The organism is Sinomonas atrocyanea (assembly GCF_030811715.1).
Lineage (GTDB): Bacteria > Actinomycetota > Actinomycetes > Actinomycetales > Micrococcaceae > Sinomonas > Sinomonas atrocyanea_A.
Genome location: NZ_JAUSRH010000002.1, coordinates 487209 through 504712, shown reverse-complemented (window position 1 = coordinate 504712; position 17504 = coordinate 487209). Strand labels below are relative to the sequence as shown.

Below are 17504 nucleotides of genomic sequence, written 5' to 3'. Positions count from 1 at the left end.
CTGGGCTGCTCCTAGGCGCCGAAGTCCATTCCGGCTTCGGCGAGATCGTTGCGGATGAGGGCGAGCTCCGCGTCGCCGGGCTCCACGAGCGGGAGGCGGACCACGGAGTTGGGCAGGACACCCTGCCACTTGAGAACCTGCTTGGCGGCGACAGCGCCCTGGACCCGGGTCATGATCCCGCGGATCACCGGGTCGAGGTCGAAGTGGACCTGGCGGGCGGCCGCGAAGTCGCCCGCGAGCGCCGCGTCGACGAGCGAGCGGAACTGCTTCGTGGCGACGTGCGCCGTGACGGAGACGACGCCGAGGGCGCCGGCTGCCATCCATGGGAGGGTCAGGCCGTCGTCGCCCGAGTACACCGCCAGGTCGGTCTTGGCGAGCACGCGCGTCACGGAGGCGAAGTCGGCCTTAGCGTCCTTGAGGCCTGCGATGCGGGGGTGCTCGGCCAGACGGAGGATCGTCTCGGGGGCGATCGGGATGCCCGACCGGCCCGGGATGTCGTAGAGCATGACGGGCAGCTCGGTGGCAGAGGCGACCGTCTCGAAGTGGGCTTGGACGCCGGCCTGGCTGGGCTTGTTGTAGTAGGGCGTGACGAGGAGGAGGCCGTCGACTCCGAGCGCCTCGGCGCGGCGCGACAGGCTCACCGAATGGCGGGTGTCGTTCGTGCCCGTCCCCGCGATGACCTTGGCGCGGCCGCCGACAGCGTCGAGGACGGCCTTGAACATGCCGAGGTTTTCCTCGTCCGTCAGGGTGGACGTCTCCCCCGTGGTGCCGGTGACGACGAGGCCGTCGCAGCCGTCATCGACGAGCTTGGCCGCCAGGGACGCCGCCGCATCGTAGTCGACCTCGCCGTCGGCGGTGAACGGGGTCACCATTGCCGTGAGGAGAGTGCCGAAAGTGCGCGTGCGGATGTCGTCTGCCATGCACAGAACGTTACCGTGTACGCTGCCGCTTTGGGCAACGCGTCAGGCCGGGCGGCCGTAGCGCGCGAGGGCCGAGCGGAACAGGACCGCCGTGACGACCTCGGCACCGGTCCCGGCCGCGGCAGCCATCCGGTGCCCGTCGGGCCCCCACACCCCGCTCTGGCCGCACGAGGTCCCGAGTGCGCTGGATCCCCCAGCGTTCGCGAGCAGGGCGAAGAACCTGCTGTCCATGGCGCGGGCACCGAAGTGGAGGTCGAGCCGGCGCTCCTCCCCCGCGACGTAGACGGCCGACGCCGCGTAGAGGTCGGCTCCCGCAGCCGCCGCCTCGGCAGCGTGGCCCGGCTGGGCCACGTCGAAGCAGACCGCGAGGGCCACCTTCCAGCCGTCGACCTCGACCACAGTGAGGCGGCCTCCGGGCTCGAAGATCTCCCTCTCCCGGCCGTGGAGGTGCATCTTGGGGGCGATCACGGCGGGCGCCCCGGGGCGCACGAGGACTGAGGCGAGGTGCGGCGTCCGGTCCGGCTCGCGGACCGCGGCCCCCACGACCGCCGAGATGCCCATGTCCTCACAGGCCGCCTGGAGCTCGGAAAGCTGCGCCGAGGGGCGGGTGAGCCAGTTGGACTCGTCGGAGAAGAGGTCCAGGTCGTAGCCGGTGAGGGAGAGCTCGGGAAAGACCGCGAGCCTGGCCCCGTGGGCGTCGGCGTCCTCGAGGAGGCGCACATGCTCGTCGACGTTCGCGGCCAGCCCGCCCGGGAGCGCCACGGACTGCACAGCAGAGACGGTCAGCTCGGCGGACATAGGCCCATCCTAGGCCACGCGCCCGCGCCTCCCCGGCCGCTCAGGCACCCCCGGGGGCGCGGGCCGCGAGCTCCGCACGCGCGGCCCCGGCACGGACGCGCACCCAGTCCTCGAGGTGCCGACAGGCGGCGACGAAGGCCTGGAGCTCGCGCTCGGTCAGGCAGGTGAGGTCCGGCTCGGAGAGGCGGCGGGCCAGCTCCCCGGGCGGGGGCTCCCCCGGGAGCAGCGGCCCTCCCGCGCGCCATGCATGCGGGCGGGGAGCCGGCACCGGACCGTTTCCGTGGGGGTAGTGCGCCGTGCTCATGGCGTCATGCTATTCGAACATGTCTTCGAATGACAAGGTGCCCCTCGCCGTTCCCGGAGGCCGGGGGTGTACCGGCCGTGGGGTCCGCGGAGCATGAGGCCCCCGGGCGGCATGGGCACGCTGGCGTGAGAGCATCGGGACCATGGGCGGACGATCGGGGGTGCCCCGCACCCGGGGCATGGCTGGGGGCACGGTGCGCGCGGGCGGGCCGGCCAGGCTCGCGGGGGTCGACATGGCGCGAGGGGCGGCCCTGCTGGCCATGATGGCCACCCACATCCTGCCGACGGTGGCGCAGGCCTCCGGCACGGGCGCCTTCTCCGCCACCTGGGTCGGAACGGTGCTCTCGGGCCGGGCGGCGGCCCTGTTCGCCGTGCTCGCCGGAGTCTCGCTGACCCTGGGGCGCGTCCCCGCGGAACGGAACCGGCTCGGACTCGCGCTGCGCGCGGCGGTGATCGCCGCCGTCGGCCTCACCCTCGGACTCGCCCGTGTGGGCGTCGCCGTGATCCTCGTGGACTACGCGGTCCTGTTCTGGTGCGCGCTCGCCGTCCTCAGCCTGCGCCGCCAGACCCTCGGGCTGCTCGCGGCCGTCTGGATCCTGCTCGCCCCCGTCGCGGCGTACCTGGTCCGGCCTGCCCTGCTCGCGGCCGTGCCGCCGCTCCGGCTCGGCCACAATCCGTCGTGGCCCGACCTCGCCGATCCGGTGCGCCTTCTCGCGGACCTCGCCGTCACCGGCTACTACCCGGCCCTGCAGTGGTTCGCCTACCTCCTGGTCGGCCTGTGGATCGGCCGTGCGGACCTCGCGCGGACCGCGACGCAGGTGTGGCTCGTCCTGGGAGGCGCCGCGGCTGCAGCGCTGGCGAAGGCCTGTGCCTGGGCCTTCCTCGGGCCGCTCGGCGGCCTCAACGCCCTGCTGGCCACGCCCCAAGCGAAAGTGTGGCCGCTGCGCGCGATGCTCGAGGCGAATCTCACCGGGGTGGACCAGACCGGCACCTGGTGGTGGCTGACCTCCGCAGCTCCGCACTCCGGCACGCCCCTCGACCTCCTGCACACCGCGGGGACCTCGGCCGCGGCCATCGGGGCCTTCCTCCTCGTCGCCCGGATCGGCCCGCTCGCCCGCACCGGGCTGCTGGCGCCGCTCGCCGGCGCCGGGGCCATGACGTTGACCCTCTACACGGCGCACGTCGCAGCGCTCGCGCTGCCCCTCGCGGACTGGGCTCACCTCACCCGGGAGGCCCTGCTGGCCGTCCACATCGTTGCCGCGCTCGGCGTCGGCCTCTTCGTCCGGGCCAATGGCTGGCGGGGGCCGCTCGAGGCGGTGGCCCATGGTGCAACGCGGCTCGGCGTCGCCCGCAGCACCGGAGCTCCGGGCGGGCGCGCGCGCCGCGGCGGCGCTCCAGCCCGCCGGTAGGGCTGCTCAGCGGGCGCGATGCAGGGCGATCGCCTGCCGCATGGCGGCGCGGGCCTGCTTGCGGTCGCCCGCAGCATCGTAGGCGAGGCCGAGCCGGTACCACGACCGCCAGTCCTCGGGAGCCGCCTCTGCCTCGTGGCGGTACTGGGCGAACTCGGCGTCGGCCGCCGACCGGACGATCCTGCCTCCGGCCGTGCGCGGCAGCGTGTCCTCGGGCAGGCCGCCCTCCGCCTCGAGCTCCCTGCCCATGCGCTCGAGCCGGGTGCCGAAGGCCAGCTCGCGCAGGAGCGCCCACGCTCCCACGATCGGGAGCACGAGGTAGCCTGCGCCGATGGCCTTGGCGACGGGCCCGGGGTCGAGGAGCAGGATCCGGGCCCGGTCGAAGGTGACAATCAGGTAGAAGACCAGCAGGACGGTGATGGCGACGACACCGATCTTCGTCTTGTTGGCACCGACCCACGCCCACGCGCCTCTGGACCGTGGAGGTCGCTGCGGGTCCTGGGAGCCGTCCCGGTTCTGGGGATCCGCGGAGTCCATGGCGCTCACAGCCCGAGGTCCAAGTAGCCGTCGAGGCCGACGGTGAGGCCAGGGTGCCGTGCGACCTCGCGCAGGCCCACGAGCACTCCCGGCATGAAGGAGGCGCGGTCGAACGAGTCGTGCCGGAGGGTCAGCTGCTCCCCCGGGCCGCCCAGGAGCACCTCCTGGTGGGCGACGAGGCCGCGGAGCCGCACGGCGTGGACGCGGACGCCGTCGACGTCGGCACCCCGCGCTCCGTCGAGCTCCTTGGTGGTCGCGTCCGGGGACGGGCCGAGCCCGGCGTCGCTGCGGGCCGCGGCGATGAGCTGGGCGGTGCGCACCGCCGTGCCGGAGGGGGCGTCCACCTTGTCCGGGTGGTGGAGCTCGACGATCTCGACGGACTCGAAGTAGCGGGCCGCCTTGGCGGCGAACGCCGAGGCGAGCACGGACCCCAGCGCGAAGTTCGGTGCGATGAGCACGCCGGTCCCGGGATGGGCCGCGAGCAGTTCGCGCAGCGACCTGAGCCGCTCCTCGCTCCAGCCGGTGGTCCCCACGACGGCGTGGAGACCGTGCTCGACCGCGAAGCGGACGTTGGCCTCGGTGGCGTCGGGGACGGTGAGGTCTACGACGTACCGGGCGCCGGAGTCGACGAGGCGCTCGAGGGAGTCACCCCGGCCGAGCGCGGCGACGAGTTCCATGTCCTCGGCCGAGCTGACCGCTTGGACGGCCTCTGAACCCATGCGCCCGTTCGCGCCCAGCACTGCCACGGGAAGTCGTTCTGCCATGCGGCCAGCCTACTGTCGCGGGCGGCGGTGCTCAGAATCGTGGCGCCGGGCAGCGGGGTCAGCCGAGCGCGGCGACCCACTCGCTCCCGCCGTCGTCGAAGAACTGCTCCTTCCAGATGGGCACCTCGGCCTTGACCCGGTCCACGAGCTCGGAGCACAGCCGGAACGCCTCGCCCCGGTGGGCCGCCGAGACGGCGCAGACGAAGGCGGCGTCCCCGATCGCGAGCTCCCCCACGCGGTGCGCGATCCACACCCGCAGGGGACGCTCCGGCGCTCCCCCGGCCGTGCCGGCGGCCGCGAGCACCTCGCCGACCGTCGCGTCGACGACGGAGCGCAGGGTTGCCTGGGCGCTCGGATGGGCGGTGTAGGACAGGCGGGCGACGCCGCGGCCGTCATCGTGGTCGCGGACCACGCCCGAGAAGAGCACGACGGCGCCCGCATCCGGCGCGTCGACGGCGGCCCGGGCGGCGGCCTCGTCGAGCGGGGCGGTGGTCACGGCCGCGTGCAGGACCTCGACGGGCTCAGTGGTGGTCATGGTTGGCTCCTCCCCGGCCGGAGGCCTGGTCGCAGATGTGGCCGATCATCGGGTCGAGGACGGCGAGGCCGTCCATGACGCCGGACGGCGAGCCGGGCAGGTTCACGATGAAGGTCCGCCCCGAGAGGCCCGCGTGGCCCCGGGAGAGCGCGGCCAGCGGCGTCTTGGCACTCCCGGCCGCGCGCAGGGCCTCCATGATGCCCGGCACGTCGCGGTCGAGCAGGGGACGTGTCTCCTCGGGCGTCACATCGTCCGGGCTCAGCCCGGTGCCGCCGCTCGTGATGATCGCCGCAGGCCCGAGTGCGAGGAGGGCGCGCAGGGCCGCACCGACGCTCGGGCCGTCCGGCACCACCGCGGGCGGGATGACGTCGAATCCGTGGTCGGAGAGCCAGTCCGCGACGATGGGGCCGGTGCGGTCCTCGTACGCGCCGGTGGCCGCGCGGGTCGAGGCGATGACGATGCCCGCCCGCCGCGCGCCCTGGCCAGCGTGGGCGTCGTGCCCGCTCATGCGCCGCCTCCGCCGCGCACGTTCCAGTCCCCGCTCTTGCCGCCGGACTTGGCGAGCACCCTGACGTCGGTGATGACGGCGTGCTTGTCCACGGCCTTGACCATGTCGTACACCGCCAGGGCTGCGACGGACGCCGCGGTGAGGGCCTCCATCTCCACCCCGGTCACGCCCCGGGTCTTCACCGTGGCGAACACGGTGACGGCCGCGGCGCCGAGCTCGAAGTCGACCGTGACCTTGGCGATGGGCAGCGGGTGGCACAGCGGAATGAGCTCCGGCGTCTTCTTCGCGGCCATGATGCCGGCCACGCGGGCCACGGCGAGGGCGTCCCCCTTGGGGAGGCCGCCCTCTGCCAGGAGCGCGATGACCTCGCGGGTGGTGTTCAGGACCGCCTGGGCCGTCGCCTCCCGCGTGGACTCGGGCTTCGCGCTGACATCGACCATGTGGGCGCTGCCGTCGGCGCGCACGTGGGTCAGGCCCGGGCCGGGCGTGGGGTGTGGGGTCTCAGTCACGTGAGCCATACTTCCACGTTGTCCCCGGCCGCGAGCGCGGTGGCGTCCTCCGGGACGATGGCGATGGCATCCGAGGAGGCGAGGGCCCCAAGCAGGTGCGAGCCGGGGCCGCCCACGAGGCCGACCGCGCCGTCGGGCCCCAGCCGGGCGCGGCGGACCTGGAAGATGCCGGCCGGCGATTCGAGCGGCTCGGCGAGGGGTGCGCGGACGCGTCGGCGGGCGCGGGGCGCGCCGAGGAGCGCGGAGAGCACGGGCCGGAGGAGGACCTCCCAGGAGACCCAGCAGCTGACGGGGTTGCCGGGGAAGGCGATGAGGGGCAGGCCCGCGAAGGTGCCCAGGCCCTGGGGTCCGCCGGGCTGCAGCGCGAGGTGGGCGAACTCGACGTCGTGTCCGTCGAGAGCGAGCTTGGTCGCCTCGAAGGCGCCCTTCGAGACCCCGCCGGTGGTGATGAGGAGGTCCGGCCGCTCGGGTCCGCGGGCGAGCCCCTCGAGGGCGGCGCGCAGCTCGGCCGGCTCGTCGCTGCGCACCGCGACCGCGCGCGCCTCCACCCCGCCTTCGCGCAGCGCCGCGTGCAGGAGCGCCCCGTTGGCGTCGTGGATCTGCCCTGGGCCCAGGGGGCGCCCGGGGACCGCGAGCTCGGCCCCGGTGCTCACGAGCGCCGCGCGCAGCGGCGGCCGCACCCGCAGCATGGACAGTCCCAGGCCGGCGGCGAGCCCGAGCTGCGCCGGACCGAGCGCTGTCCCGGCAGGGAGCACGACGGCGCCGGCCACCACGTCGCTTCCGGCGCGCCGCACGTAGGTCCCCGGCTCGACCGCGGGAAGGTCCACGGCCGCCCCCTCGGGCGGGTAGCCGGAGGGAACGGCCAGCTCGACCCGGACCACCGCGTCCGCGCCCGCGGGGAGCATGGCGCCCGTCATGATCGGCGCGGCGTGGCCGGGGCGCAGAGGCGGCGGGGCGGCGCCCGCCGGGATGGGCGCTGCCACCGTGAACCGGCGCAGGCCGGGCCCGGTCGGATCCCCGGAGCCGGGGTCCGACGAGCACACGGCGAAGCCGTCCATCTGGGAGTTGTCGAAGGGCGGAAGGCTTCCCGGGGCCGCGAGGTCGGCGGCGAGGGCGGTGCCGAAGGCCGCGTCGAGGGAGCGGTCCTGGGCGGCCCGGTCCGCGAGCGGGGCCAGGAGCCGGGCGAGCCGCTCGCGGTGCTCCTCGACGCTGCGGTGCCCGTGGCCGTGCCCGTGCGGGCGGGCCCCGGCAGGCGCGGCGGGCGCGGCGGGCGCGGCGGGCGCGGCGCCGGAGTCGGAATGCGTCATGTGGCCTCCACCTCGATGATCTCGTACCCCGTCGCCCCGTCGGGGGCGGGCGGGGCGAGCTCTGATGTCTGGACCTGCCCGTCGCCGTCGGTCGCGCGGACGGCGATGCGGTGCCGTCCCGCGGCCAGGCGGACCGGCGCGGCCCACTGGTACCAGGTGTCGCGCGAGATGCCGGTGCCGAGCCGCGCCTGCTGCCATGCGCCGTCGTCCACCCTGACCTCCACGCGCGAGATGCCGCGGTGCTGGGCCCACGCGACGCCGGCGACCACGACCTCCCCGGCGGCGACCCGGCTGCCGCGGCGGGGCACGTCGATCCTCGAGGCGGTCTTGATCGGGCCCTTCTCGCTCCAGCCGCGGGTGCTCCAGTAGGCCTGGTCGGCCGCGAAGGTGGTGACCTTGAGCTCGGTGACCCACTTCGTCGCGGAGACGTAGCCGTACAGCCCGGGGACCACGAGCCGGACGGGGAACCCGTGCTCGGGCGGGAGCGGCTCCCCATTCATCCCGATGGCCAGGAGTGCGTCGCGCCCAGGGTCGGTGAGGGCCTCGAGCGGGGTGCCCGCGGTGAACCCGTCGACGCTGCGGGAGAGGACCATGTCCGCCCCGGCCCTGGGGCGCGCGCGGGCGAGCAGCTCCCGCACGGGCCAGCCGAGCCAGCGGGCGTTGCCCACGAGGTCTCCGCCGACCTCGTTGGAGACGCAGGTCAGGGTCACGTACCGCTCCACGAGGGGCTGGGCGAGGAGGTCGGCCCAGGTGATCGTCACCGGCTGCTCGACGAGCCCGGTGACCGCCAGGCGCCAGCTGCCCGGGTCGACCGAGGGGACGACGAACGCGGTGTCGATCCGGTAGAAGCCGGTGTTCGGGGTGACGAGGTCGCTCACGCCCGGCACGCCGACGCTGGCCGCGGCCGGGATGGGCGGGGCCGGCTGGGCCGGGGCGGGGAGCCGGAGGGCGGCGCGGGCCGCGTCCGCCGCGAGGGAGGCGCTGCGGACGACGCCGGTCAGGACACCTCCCAGCGCGACCCCGGCCGCCGTGCCGGTCAGGGCCTGCAGGAAGCCCCGCCGGGGCAACCCCGCCGGCGCCTGCCCGGGCGGGCCGGCCTCCCGCCGGAGGCGGCCCACGAGCCAGCGGAGCAGCGCCACTGCCACGGCCCCCGCCAGGAGCGCGCAGGTCCACGCTGCCGGCGCACCGAGCGAGCGGGTGGCCACGGCCACGAGGCCCGCGAGGCCGACGGCCCCCGCGACCGCGGCCCCCGCCCCCGACCGGCGGAGCTCGAGGAGGCCTGCGGCGGCGCCGACGAGCGCGAGGACGACGCCGATTGCGGTGACGAGGAAGGCCTTGTCCCCGGTGCCGAAGGTCTGGATGGCCCAGTCCTTCGCCGCGGGCGGTGCGAGGTCCGTGACGGCGCTGCCCACGGCGGAGACCGGGCTCAGGGACGGGCTGAGGAGGCCGGCGGCGAGCTCCCCGGAGAGCACGCCGGCGGCGGCCGCGACGATGCCTGCTCCGGCGGCTGCCAGGCCCCGGACCCGGGCGGCGCGTCGCTGCCCCGGCGGCGCGGGCAGGGGCTCGGGTCCTGCGCTCATGGCACCAGAATAGGTCCCCCGGGGTCGGCCGGCGCGTGGCGGGCGCCACTCGCGTACTGTAGACGCATGGGTGTTGAGCTCGGGATGCCGCAGGTGCGCGCCTCCGACCCGCCGGCCGGGGCGCTGGCGGCGGACAGGCCTGCGGGCCTGACGGGGCTCGAGGACCGGTACGGCCGGGTCGCGACGGACATGCGCCTCTCGCTCACCGACAAGTGCAACCTGCGCTGCTCCTACTGCATGCCGGCCGAGGGCCTGCCCTGGCTCGCGAAGGACGCGCTCCTGTCCGCCGAGGAGATCGTCCGGGTCGTGGGGATCGGCGTCGGCCTGCTCGGGGTCCGGGAACTGCGCCTCACCGGCGGCGAGCCGCTCGTGCGCGCGGACCTGACGGACATCGTCGCGGCGCTGCGCGCGGCGCATCCGGACCTGCCCATCGCCCTCACGACCAACGCCGTTGGCCTCGACGCCAAGGCCGCCGCGCTCAAGGCCGCGGGCCTCACGCGCATCAACGTCTCGCTCGACACCCTGCACCCGGAGACCTTCGCCAGGCTGGCCCGCCGCCCGTTCTTCGATCGGGTCCTGGCCGGGATCGAGGCCGCCGACGCGGCGGGGCTCGGCCCGATCAAGATCAACTCCGTGCTCATGCGCGGGATCAACGACGCCGACGGCGCTGACCTGCTCGCCTGGTGCCTCGAGCGCGGCTACGAGCTGCGGTTCATCGAGCAGATGCCCCTCGACGCCGACCACGGGTGGACCCGCGACGGCATGGTCACCGCCGGCGAGGTCCGCGGGCTGCTCTCGGAGCGCTTCGGCCTCTCCCCCGACCCAAGGGACCGCGACGGCGCGCCCGCCGAGCGGTTCGAGGTGCGGGGCAAGGACGACGGCGTCCTGCTCGGCACCGTCGGGATCATCGCCTCGGTGACCGAGCCGTTCTGCGCCGACTGCAAGCGCACCCGCATCACGGCCGAGGGCAAGGTCATGAGCTGCCTCTTCTCCCACGAGGAGGTGGACCTCCGCGGGCTCCTGCGATCGGGGGCCTCGGATGAGCAGGTGGCCCGGCGGTGGCAGGAGGCGATGTGGCTCAAGCCGCGCGCCCACGGGATGGACCACACGGGCCTCGGTGCCGACGGCTTCGTGCAGCCGGACCGCTCGATGTCCGCCATCGGCGGCTGACCCCAGCGCCGACAGACTAGGAGAGCCCTTGCAGATCACCGTGCGCTACTACGCCGCGGCCCAGGCCGCCGCCGGCAGGCCCGAGGAGTCGCTGGCGGCGCCCGAGGGCGCGAGCCTCGCCGACGCGCTTGAGGCCGCCCTGGCCGTCGTCCGCGTCCCCGCCTCCCCGAGCACGGGCGCCCCGCCGCTCGCCGACGTGCTGCGCCGATGCACCTTCCTCGTAAACGAGGTGGCCGTGCGCGACCGCGCGCGCGTGCTCGCGGACGGCGACGTGGTGGATGTCCTTCCCCCGTTCGCGGGCGGCTGAGCGCGCGCCGAGATCCGCCGCAGGGATGACGACAGGCGCCTGCGACCGGCGTAGCGTTGAGACAAAGGTTCCTTCCCCGGAGGTCTCCATGAACGCCGACACCCAGCGCCGCTGGCTCCGCTGGATCCCCGCCGCGGCGGTCCCCGCCGTGGTGGCCGTGGGCCTGCTCGCCACCGGCGCAACCGCCGGATCCCCGCCCCCGCCCGCGACCCCGGAGCAGGTCCTCGCGCTCGCAGCCGGCCACACCGCCCGGCAGTTCTCCGGCACGGTCGAGCAGAGCTCGGACCTCGGGCTGCCCTCGATCCCCGGCCAGGCGCTCGGCGCCGCGAAGGGCAGCGCGTCCTTCGGCTCCGAGGCCGCGGCGCTGGAGCTGCTCACGAGCGCGCACACCGCCAAGGTCTACGCCGACGGTCCCACGCGCGAACGGGTGCAGGTCCTCGACCAGCTCGCCGAGCGGGACGCCGTCCGCAACGGCAGCGACCTGTGGACCTACGACTCCGCGGCGCACGCCGTGACCCACGCCGTCCTGCCTGCTTCAGCCGGAGCCACTGCGCCCGGTGCCTCCGCCGTCTCTCCGGACCAGCTCGCGCAGCGGCTCCTGGCCGCCGCCGGGCCGAGCACGGACGTCTCCCTCGCCCAGCCCGCCACGGTCGCCGGCCACAGCGCCTACACGCTCGTGCTCACTCCGAAGGCCGCCGGCACCCTCGTCGCCTCCGTGCGGATCGCGGTCGAGGCGCAGACCGGGCTGCCACTTGCCGTGGACGTGTACGCGAAGGGCCAGGACGCGGCGGCATTCCACGCCGCGTTCACCCGGCTCACGCTGTCGGCGCCGGAGGCCTCCGTCTTCGCCTTCACCCCGCCCGCCGGGGCGAAGGTCACGCAGCAGCAGCTCCCCGCGCGAACGCAGCACCGGCAGGCCAAGGCCCAGCATGCCCCGGCCGCCGGCACGCCGCGCGGCTGGGACACCATCACCGTCATCCCGGCGGACAAGGTGCCCGCCGGGCTCAAGGACCAGCCGCTCATGAAGCAGCTCGCCGCGCCGGTCGCCGGCGGCCGGTTGATCAGCACCTCGCTGTTCACCGTCCTGCTCATGGACGACGGGCGCGTGCTCGCCGGGGCTGTCCCCGCGGCGGCCCTCGAGGCAGCGGCCGCCAAGTGACGGGAGGGCCCGACGCCGCGCGGACCCGGCCCGAGGGCGCTGCCATCCGCACCCAGGGCCTCACGAAGCGCTTCGGCGCCCGCAAGGCCGTGGACGGCCTCGCCCTCGAGGTGCCGCGCGGCGCCGTGTTCGGGTTCCTCGGCCCGAACGGCTCGGGCAAGACGACCACCATCCGGATGCTGCTGGGGCTCGTGGCACCCAGCTCGGGGCACGCCGAGGTCCTCGGCCAGCCGATGCCTCGCGCGGGGCGGAGCGTGCTCCCGCGCGTCGGGGCCCTCGTGGAGGGGCCCGCGTTCTACCCCTTCCTCACCGGCGCCGCCAATCTGGCCCGGTTCGACGCCGCCGACCCGCTGACGGCCCGGGCCACCCGCCGCGCCCGGGTGGGCGCGGCTCTCGATCGGGTGGGGCTTTCGCACGCGGCGGAGAAGAAGGTCCACGCGTACTCGCTGGGAATGAAGCAGCGGCTCGGGCTGGCCGCGGCGCTGCTCGCCCCCCGCGATCTCCTCGTCCTGGACGAGCCGACGAACGGCCTCGACCCGCAGGGGACCCGCGAGGTCCGGGGCCTGATCCGCTCCCTCGCGGAGGACGGCACCACGGTCTTCGTCTCCAGCCACCTGCTGGCGGAGGTCGAGCAGATTTGCACCCACGCCGCCGTGCTGCGCGCCGGGCAGCTCGTGGCCCAGGGAACCCTCGACGCGCTGCGCGCGGGCGCGCGTCCGCGGATCGAGGTGCGCACGCCGGACACGGCCGCGGCCGCGGACGTGCTGCGGCGGCTCGGCCTGCATGTCGAGCCCGGCGGTCCGGGAACGGTCGTCGCCGCGGTGCCCGCGCACGACGGCGGGGCCCCGCCGCCCGCGGCAGGCCCGGCCCACGCGGGGGGGCCGGTGGGGACCGCAGCGCAGGACGGAGGGACTCCCCCGCCAGAGGACCTCGTCGCGGCGCTCGTCGATGCCGGGGTCCGGGTGCGCGGGTTCACTGCCGAGGCCACGACGCTCGAGGAGCGGTTCGTCGAGCTGACCGGGGAGGGCTTCGATGTCGCGGGCTGAGGCCTCCGGCCAGGGCGCGCGCACCCGTGCGGGCACCCACACCGGGCGGCTGCTCGCCTCGGAGCTGCGGGTCCTGTTCGGGCGCTGGCGGACGTGGGCCATGCTCGCAGCCCTCGCGGCGGTTCCCGTCCTCATCGGGCTCGCGGTGAAGTTCTCGCCCGGCCGTCCCCCGAGCGGCCGCGGGCCTGCCTTCCTCGAGCAGATCACGGACAACGGCCTCTTCGCCGGGGTCGTGGGGCTCGTGGTCTGCACGCCGCTGTTCCTGCCGCTGACCGTCAGCGTCGTCGCCGGCGACGCGATCGCCGGGGAGGCGAGCCTCGGGACGCTGCGCTACCTGCTCCTCGCCCCCGCCGGCCGCGTGCGGCTGCTCGTGGTGAAGTACCTCAGCTCTGCCGTGTTCTGCGCGGCGGCGGGGATCGCCGTCGTCCTCGGAGGCACTGCGGTGGGCCTGGCGCTGTTCCCGCTCGGACAGGCGACGCTCCTGTCCGGGACACAGATCGGGCCGGCCGAATCGTTCGGTCGGCTGCTGCTCATGGCCGGCTACGCGACCGTCTCCCTGCTCGGGCTCGCCGCGATCGGGCTGTTCGCCTCGACCCTGACCGGAGTGCCGGTCGGGGCGATGGCCGCGACGGCGGTTCTCGCCGTGGTCTCCCAGATCCTCGACGCGCTCGACCAGCTCGACTGGCTGCACCCCTGGCTCTTCACCGACCACTGGCTCGGGCTCGCCGACTTCCTGCGCGACCCGGTCTCGTGGGACTCGTTCGCCGCCAACGCGTGGCTGCAGGCCGGGTACATTGCGCTCTTCGGCGCCCTCGCCTACGGCCGGTTCACCACGAAGGACATTCTCGCCTGACGCAGGGACATGACCCCTCAGAACAGGGAAATGACCCCTCACCGTGGATCGATGAGGGGTCATGTCCCTACGTTGAGGGGTCATGTCCCTTGTGGTCAGCTCTCAGGCCAGGCCGAAGGTCTCCGTCTCCTCGAACGGGCCCACCACCGTGGTGGTGCGCGGAGCGGTTGCGAGCACGCGGGCGAGGTCCTGGACCTCGGCCGCCGTGACCGCACCGATCTGCGCGAGGGTCTCCTCGATGTCCTGGAACTCTCCCGAGACGAGCTCGGCACGGCCCAGCCGGGACATCCGCGAGCCCGTGTCCTCGAGCGCGAGCACGATCCCGCCCGAGAGCTGGCCGACAGCCTTGCGCAGCTCCTCGTCCGTGATGCCGTGCTCGGCGAGCTTCTCGAGCTCGGCCGCCATGAGGGCCAGGACCTGCGGGACCTTCGCCGGCGCGCAGCCGCCGTAGATGCCGAAGTACCCGGCGTCGGCGTACGCGGAGGCGAACGAATAGGTCGAGTAGACGAGCCCGCGCTTCTCGCGGATCTCCTGGAACAGGCGCGAGGACATGCCGCCGCCGAGGACCGCGTTCAGCACACTCATGACGTACCGGCGCGGATCCGTCGCGGTGATCGAGGGGCATCCCATGATCACGTTCGCCTGCTCGACCTGCCGCTTGACGACGCTCAGGCCCGGCTGGCCCGTGATGGCCGCCGGCGCCGCGGAGCGGCGGGCGACGGGGGCCGCCTCCGACCCGAGGTCCCAGCCCGCGCCCTGGAGCGCGTCAAGCACGAGCGAGCACACGGCGTCGTGCTCGAGGCCGCCCGCCGCGGTGATGACGAGCTCATCGGGGCGGTAGTAGCGGCGGTAGTGCTCCCACACCGAGTCCCGCGGCACCGCCCGGATGGCCTCGGGCGTGCCGCCGATCGGGCGGCCGAGCGGGTGGTCGCCCAGGACCGCCGCGACGAAGTGCTCGTGGGCCACGTCGGTCGGGTCGTCGCCGTCCATGGCGATCTCCTCGAGGATGACGTCGCGCTCCTGCTCGAGCTCATCCGGGTCGAGGACGGCGGAGGTGATCATGTCCGCGATCACGTCGATGGCCATGGGCAGGTCCGTGTCGAGCACCCGTGCGTAGTAGCACGTGCTCTCCTTGGCCGTCGCGGCATTCGACTCGCCGCCCACCTCGTCGAACGCCGAGGCGATCTCGAGGGCGGTGCGGCGCTGGGTGCCCTTGAACAGCAGGTGCTCGAGGAAGTGCGTGGCCCCGTGCTGTCCGAGGGCCTCGTCCCGGGAGCCCACGCCCACCCAGAAGCCGATCGACGCCGACCTCTGGCCCGGCATCGCCTCCGTGAGGACACGCACGCCCCCGGGAAGGATGGACCGGCGCACCACGGCGCCGCCATCCTTCCCGAAGATCGTGGTCGACGCCGGAGCGCCGTCCACGAGCTGGCCTGAGGTCAGCGGCAGTTCGACTGTTGCCATGCGGCTACGCTTCGACCTCCGCAGACGCCTCGCTCTGGCCCGCGGCGTCGGCCTCGGCCACGACGGGGGCGAGGGAGAGCTTGCCGCGGTCGTCGATCTTGGTGATCTCGACCTGGACCTTCTGGCCCACGGAGACGACGTCCTCGACGTTGTCCACGCGCTTGCCGCCGGCGAGCTTGCGCAGCTCGGAGATGTGCAGCAGGCCGTCCTTGCCCGGCGTGAGCGAGACGAACGCGCCGAACGTGGTCGTCTTGACGACGGTGCCCAGGTAGCGCTCGCCGACCTCGGGCAGCTGCGGGTTCGCGATCGCGTTCACGGCGGCGCGGGCGGCCTCGGCCGAGGAGCCGTCGGTCGCGCCGATGAGCACGGTGCCGTCGTCCTCGATCGAGATGTCGGCGCCCGTGTCCTCCTGGATCTGGTTGATCATCTTGCCCTTGGGGCCGATGACCTCGCCGATCTTGTCCACGGGGATCTTGATCGCGATGATCCGGGGCGCGAACTCGGAGAGCTCGTCCGGCCGGTCGATCGCGGCGTTGATCACCGAGAGGATGTGCAGGCGGGCCTCGCGGGCCTGCTTGAGCGCGGCGGCCAGGACCGAGGCGGGGATGCCGTCGAGCTTGGTGTCGAGCTGGATCGCGGTGACGAACTCGGAGGTGCCGGCGACCTTGAAGTCCATGTCGCCGAACGCGTCCTCGGCACCGAGGATGTCGGTGAGGGCCGCGTAGCGGGTCTGGCCGTCCACCTCGTCGGAGACGAGGCCCATGGCGATGCCGGCGACCGGGGCCTTGAGCGGCACACCGGCGTTGAGCAGCGACAGGGTCGAGGCGCACACGGAGCCCATCGACGTCGAGCCGTTGGAGCCGAGGGCCTCGGACACCTGGCGGATCGCGTACGGGAACTCCTCGCGGGACGGCAGCACGGGCACGAGCGCGCGCTCGGCCAGGGCGCCGTGGCCGATCTCGCGGCGCTTCGGGGAGCCCACGCGGCCCGTCTCGCCGGTGGAGTACGGCGGGAAGTTGTAGTTGTGCATGTACCGCTTGTGCGTCTCGGGCGAGAGCGAGTCGATCTGCTGCTCCATCTTGAGCATGTTCAGCGTCGTGACACCCATGATCTGGGTCTCGCCCCGCTCGAAGATCGCCGAGCCGTGGACCCGCGGGAGCACCTCGACCTCGGCCGTGAGCTGGCGGATGTCCGTCAGGCCGCGGCCGTCGATGCGGACCTGCTCGGTGAGGATGCGCTGGCGGACAACCTTCTTGGTCACCGAGCGGAACGCGGCGGAGATCTCCTTCTCGCGGCCCTCGAACTGGCCGGCGAGCTGGGCGAGCACCTCGGCCTTGAGCGCGTCGGACGCGGCCTCGCGCTCCTGCTTGTCGGCGATCTGGAAGACCTCGGCGAGCTTGGCAGCGGCGGCGGCCTCGACGGCGTCGTACGCGTCGGCCTCGTAGTCGAGGAAGACGGGGAACTCGGCGGTCGGCTTCGCGGCGCGGTCGGCCAGGTCCTGCTGGGCCTCGCAGAGGGCGCGGATGAACGGCTTGGCAGCCTCGAGGCCCTCGGCGACGACCTCCTCGGTCGGGGCCGTGGCGCCCTCGTCCTTGATGAGGTTCCACGAGTGGTCGGTGGCCTCGGCCTCGACCATCATGATCGCCACGTCATCGCCGGCGATGCGCCCGGCGACGACCATGTCGAACGTCGCCTTCTGCAGCTGCGAGTGCTTCGGGAACGCGACCCACTGGGCGCCCTGCTCGTCGTGGACGAGGGCCACGCGCACGCCGCCGATGGGGCCGGAGAACGGCAGGCCGGCGAGCTGGGTGGACATCGAGGCGGCGTTGATCGCGACGACGTCGTAGAGCTCGTCCGGGTTGATCGCCAGGACCGTCACCACGACCTGGACCTCGTTGCGCAGGCCCTTGACGAAGGCCGGGCGCAGCGGGCGGTCCATGAGGCGGCACGCGAGGATGGCATCCGTCGAGGGGCGGCCCTCGCGGCGGAAGAACGAGCCGGGGATGCGTCCCGCGGCGTACATGCGCTCCTCGACGTCCACGGTGAGGGGGAAGAAGTCGAAGCCCTCACGCGGGGACTTGCCCGCCGTGGTGGCCGAGAGCAGGGCCGTGTCATCGTCGATGTAGGCCATGGCCGCGCCGGCGGCCTGCTTGGCGAGGCGGCCGGTCTCGAAGCGGACGACGCGCTGGCCGTAGCGGCCGTTGTCGATGACGGCCTCAGAGAATTGGATCTCGGGACCCTCCATAGGAGAGCACCTCCGTTTCCTTGTGTGGCGGAGGCAATCCGGAACCCGGTCTTCGATCGAGGCCCTTGGCGCGTCCGCTTCGGGACGCCC

General features: G+C 74.2%; 18 protein-coding genes. 6 read left to right on the top strand and 12 right to left on the bottom strand.

The genetic code is table 11. The features are described from left to right. Positions 1-11: 11 nt before the first annotated feature. From dapA to J2W21_RS05135, 3 genes are read right to left on the bottom strand one after another with little or no spacing between them, the layout of a single operon-like run. Complete coding sequence (gene dapA / locus J2W21_RS05145) at positions 12-920, bottom strand: 4-hydroxy-tetrahydrodipicolinate synthase (RefSeq protein ID WP_307113424.1); 909 nt, start codon at positions 918-920, stop codon at positions 12-14. Between the two features lie 42 nt (positions 921-962). Further along, positions 963-1718 (bottom strand): carbon-nitrogen hydrolase family protein, encoded by a 756-nt coding sequence (locus J2W21_RS05140; protein WP_307113423.1) that lies wholly within the window; start codon positions 1716-1718, stop codon positions 963-965. Between the two features lie 40 nt (positions 1719-1758). After that, complete coding sequence (locus tag J2W21_RS05135) at positions 1759-2022, bottom strand: hypothetical protein (RefSeq protein ID WP_307113422.1); 264 nt, start codon at positions 2020-2022, stop codon at positions 1759-1761. Positions 2023-2164: 142 nt separating this feature from the next. Here J2W21_RS05135 and J2W21_RS05130 point away from each other — a divergent pair, with 142 nt between their 5' ends. Beyond that, positions 2165-3430, top strand: a complete 1266-nt coding sequence (locus J2W21_RS05130) for a heparan-alpha-glucosaminide N-acetyltransferase domain-containing protein (protein ID WP_307113421.1) — start codon at positions 2165-2167, stop codon at positions 3428-3430. Positions 3431-3436: 6 nt separating this feature from the next. On the opposite strand, the gene J2W21_RS05125 is transcribed toward J2W21_RS05130, so the two are convergent. From J2W21_RS05125 to J2W21_RS05095, 7 genes are read right to left on the bottom strand one after another with little or no spacing between them, the layout of a single operon-like run. Further along, positions 3437-3967 (bottom strand): tetratricopeptide repeat protein, encoded by a 531-nt coding sequence (locus J2W21_RS05125; RefSeq protein WP_373423073.1) that lies wholly within the window; start codon positions 3965-3967, stop codon positions 3437-3439. Between the two features lie 5 nt (positions 3968-3972). Beyond that, positions 3973-4731, bottom strand: coding sequence for a 4-hydroxy-tetrahydrodipicolinate reductase (gene dapB / locus J2W21_RS05120; protein ID WP_307113419.1), 759 nt, complete (start codon positions 4729-4731; stop codon positions 3973-3975). A gap of 58 nt (positions 4732-4789) precedes the next feature. Continuing rightward, entirely contained in the window at positions 4790-5266 is a 477-nt protein-coding gene (locus J2W21_RS05115; RefSeq protein ID WP_307113418.1) for a molybdenum cofactor biosynthesis protein MoaE, read from the bottom strand. Then, entirely contained in the window at positions 5253-5774 is a 522-nt protein-coding gene (locus J2W21_RS05110) for a MogA/MoaB family molybdenum cofactor biosynthesis protein (RefSeq protein WP_307113417.1), read from the bottom strand. Before J2W21_RS05110 ends, J2W21_RS05115 begins: the two co-directional genes overlap by 14 nt. Further along, positions 5771-6292 carry a cyclic pyranopterin monophosphate synthase MoaC gene (gene moaC / locus J2W21_RS05105; protein WP_307113416.1) on the bottom strand — a complete coding sequence of 174 codons (522 nt, stop codon included), beginning with the start codon at positions 6290-6292 and terminating at the stop codon, positions 5771-5773. The genes J2W21_RS05110 and moaC overlap by 4 nt, the downstream gene beginning before the upstream one ends. Beyond that, on the bottom strand, positions 6280-7590 hold the full coding sequence (locus tag J2W21_RS05100; protein WP_307113415.1) for a molybdopterin molybdotransferase MoeA: 1311 nt from the start codon (positions 7588-7590) through the stop codon (positions 6280-6282). The genes moaC and J2W21_RS05100 overlap by 13 nt, the downstream gene beginning before the upstream one ends. Beyond that, positions 7587-9170 carry a molybdopterin-dependent oxidoreductase gene (locus J2W21_RS05095; RefSeq protein ID WP_307113414.1) on the bottom strand — a complete coding sequence of 528 codons (1584 nt, stop codon included), beginning with the start codon at positions 9168-9170 and terminating at the stop codon, positions 7587-7589. The genes J2W21_RS05100 and J2W21_RS05095 overlap by 4 nt, the downstream gene beginning before the upstream one ends. A 66-nt stretch (positions 9171-9236) precedes the next feature. Here J2W21_RS05095 and moaA point away from each other — a divergent pair, with 66 nt between their 5' ends. From moaA to J2W21_RS05070, 5 genes are all read left to right on the top strand, one after another. Beyond that, entirely contained in the window at positions 9237-10340 is a 1104-nt protein-coding gene (gene moaA / locus J2W21_RS05090) for a GTP 3',8-cyclase MoaA (RefSeq protein ID WP_373423063.1), read from the top strand. Between the two features lie 34 nt (positions 10341-10374). Beyond that, positions 10375-10647: a MoaD/ThiS family protein gene (locus J2W21_RS05085; RefSeq protein ID WP_307113501.1), complete on the top strand. Its 273-nt coding sequence runs from the start codon at positions 10375-10377 to the stop codon at positions 10645-10647. 88 nt (positions 10648-10735) lie between these two features. Continuing rightward, complete coding sequence (locus tag J2W21_RS05080; protein ID WP_307113413.1) at positions 10736-11806, top strand: DUF2092 domain-containing protein; 1071 nt, start codon at positions 10736-10738, stop codon at positions 11804-11806. After that, positions 11803-12852 (top strand): ABC transporter ATP-binding protein, encoded by a 1050-nt coding sequence (locus J2W21_RS05075; protein ID WP_307113412.1) that lies wholly within the window; start codon positions 11803-11805, stop codon positions 12850-12852. Before J2W21_RS05080 ends, J2W21_RS05075 begins: the two co-directional genes overlap by 4 nt. Beyond that, positions 12839-13705: an ABC transporter permease gene (locus tag J2W21_RS05070; RefSeq protein ID WP_373423062.1), complete on the top strand. Its 867-nt coding sequence runs from the start codon at positions 12839-12841 to the stop codon at positions 13703-13705. The genes J2W21_RS05075 and J2W21_RS05070 overlap by 14 nt, the downstream gene beginning before the upstream one ends. 102 nt (positions 13706-13807) lie before the next feature. On the opposite strand, the gene J2W21_RS05065 is transcribed toward J2W21_RS05070, so the two are convergent. Both J2W21_RS05065 and J2W21_RS05060 read right to left on the bottom strand, forming a co-directional pair. Beyond that, positions 13808-15169 (bottom strand): M16 family metallopeptidase, encoded by a 1362-nt coding sequence (locus tag J2W21_RS05065; protein ID WP_307113411.1) that lies wholly within the window; start codon positions 15167-15169, stop codon positions 13808-13810. 4 nt (positions 15170-15173) lie between these two features. Then, positions 15174-17414, bottom strand: a complete 2241-nt coding sequence (locus J2W21_RS05060; RefSeq protein WP_307113410.1) for a polyribonucleotide nucleotidyltransferase — start codon at positions 17412-17414, stop codon at positions 15174-15176. Positions 17415-17504: the final 90 nt, after the last annotated feature.

Coding starts and splice junctions, on each gene's coding strand:
- dapA (WP_307113424.1), bottom strand. CDS start 920: ATGGCAGACGACATCCGCACGCGCACTTTCGGCACTCTCCTCACGGCA.
- J2W21_RS05140 (WP_307113423.1), bottom strand. CDS start 1,718: ATGTCCGCCGAGCTGACCGTCTCTGCTGTGCAGTCCGTGGCGCTCCCG.
- J2W21_RS05135 (WP_307113422.1), bottom strand. CDS start 2,022: ATGAGCACGGCGCACTACCCCCACGGAAACGGTCCGGTGCCGGCTCCC.
- J2W21_RS05130 (WP_307113421.1), top strand. CDS start 2,165: ATGGGCGGACGATCGGGGGTGCCCCGCACCCGGGGCATGGCTGGGGGC.
- J2W21_RS05125 (WP_373423073.1), bottom strand. CDS start 3,967: ATGGACTCCGCGGATCCCCAGAACCGGGACGGCTCCCAGGACCCGCAG.
- dapB (WP_307113419.1), bottom strand. CDS start 4,731: ATGGCAGAACGACTTCCCGTGGCAGTGCTGGGCGCGAACGGGCGCATG.
- J2W21_RS05115 (WP_307113418.1), bottom strand. CDS start 5,266: ATGACCACCACTGAGCCCGTCGAGGTCCTGCACGCGGCCGTGACCACC.
- J2W21_RS05110 (WP_307113417.1), bottom strand. CDS start 5,774: ATGAGCGGGCACGACGCCCACGCTGGCCAGGGCGCGCGGCGGGCGGGC.
- moaC (WP_307113416.1), bottom strand. CDS start 6,292: ATGGCTCACGTGACTGAGACCCCACACCCCACGCCCGGCCCGGGCCTG.
- J2W21_RS05100 (WP_307113415.1), bottom strand. CDS start 7,590: ATGACGCATTCCGACTCCGGCGCCGCGCCCGCCGCGCCCGCCGCGCCC.
- J2W21_RS05095 (WP_307113414.1), bottom strand. CDS start 9,170: ATGAGCGCAGGACCCGAGCCCCTGCCCGCGCCGCCGGGGCAGCGACGC.
- moaA (WP_373423063.1), top strand. CDS start 9,237: ATGGGTGTTGAGCTCGGGATGCCGCAGGTGCGCGCCTCCGACCCGCCG.
- J2W21_RS05080 (WP_307113413.1), top strand. CDS start 10,736: ATGAACGCCGACACCCAGCGCCGCTGGCTCCGCTGGATCCCCGCCGCG.
- J2W21_RS05070 (WP_373423062.1), top strand. CDS start 12,839: ATGTCGCGGGCTGAGGCCTCCGGCCAGGGCGCGCGCACCCGTGCGGGC.
- J2W21_RS05065 (WP_307113411.1), bottom strand. CDS start 15,169: ATGGCAACAGTCGAACTGCCGCTGACCTCAGGCCAGCTCGTGGACGGC.
- J2W21_RS05060 (WP_307113410.1), bottom strand. CDS start 17,414: ATGGAGGGTCCCGAGATCCAATTCTCTGAGGCCGTCATCGACAACGGC.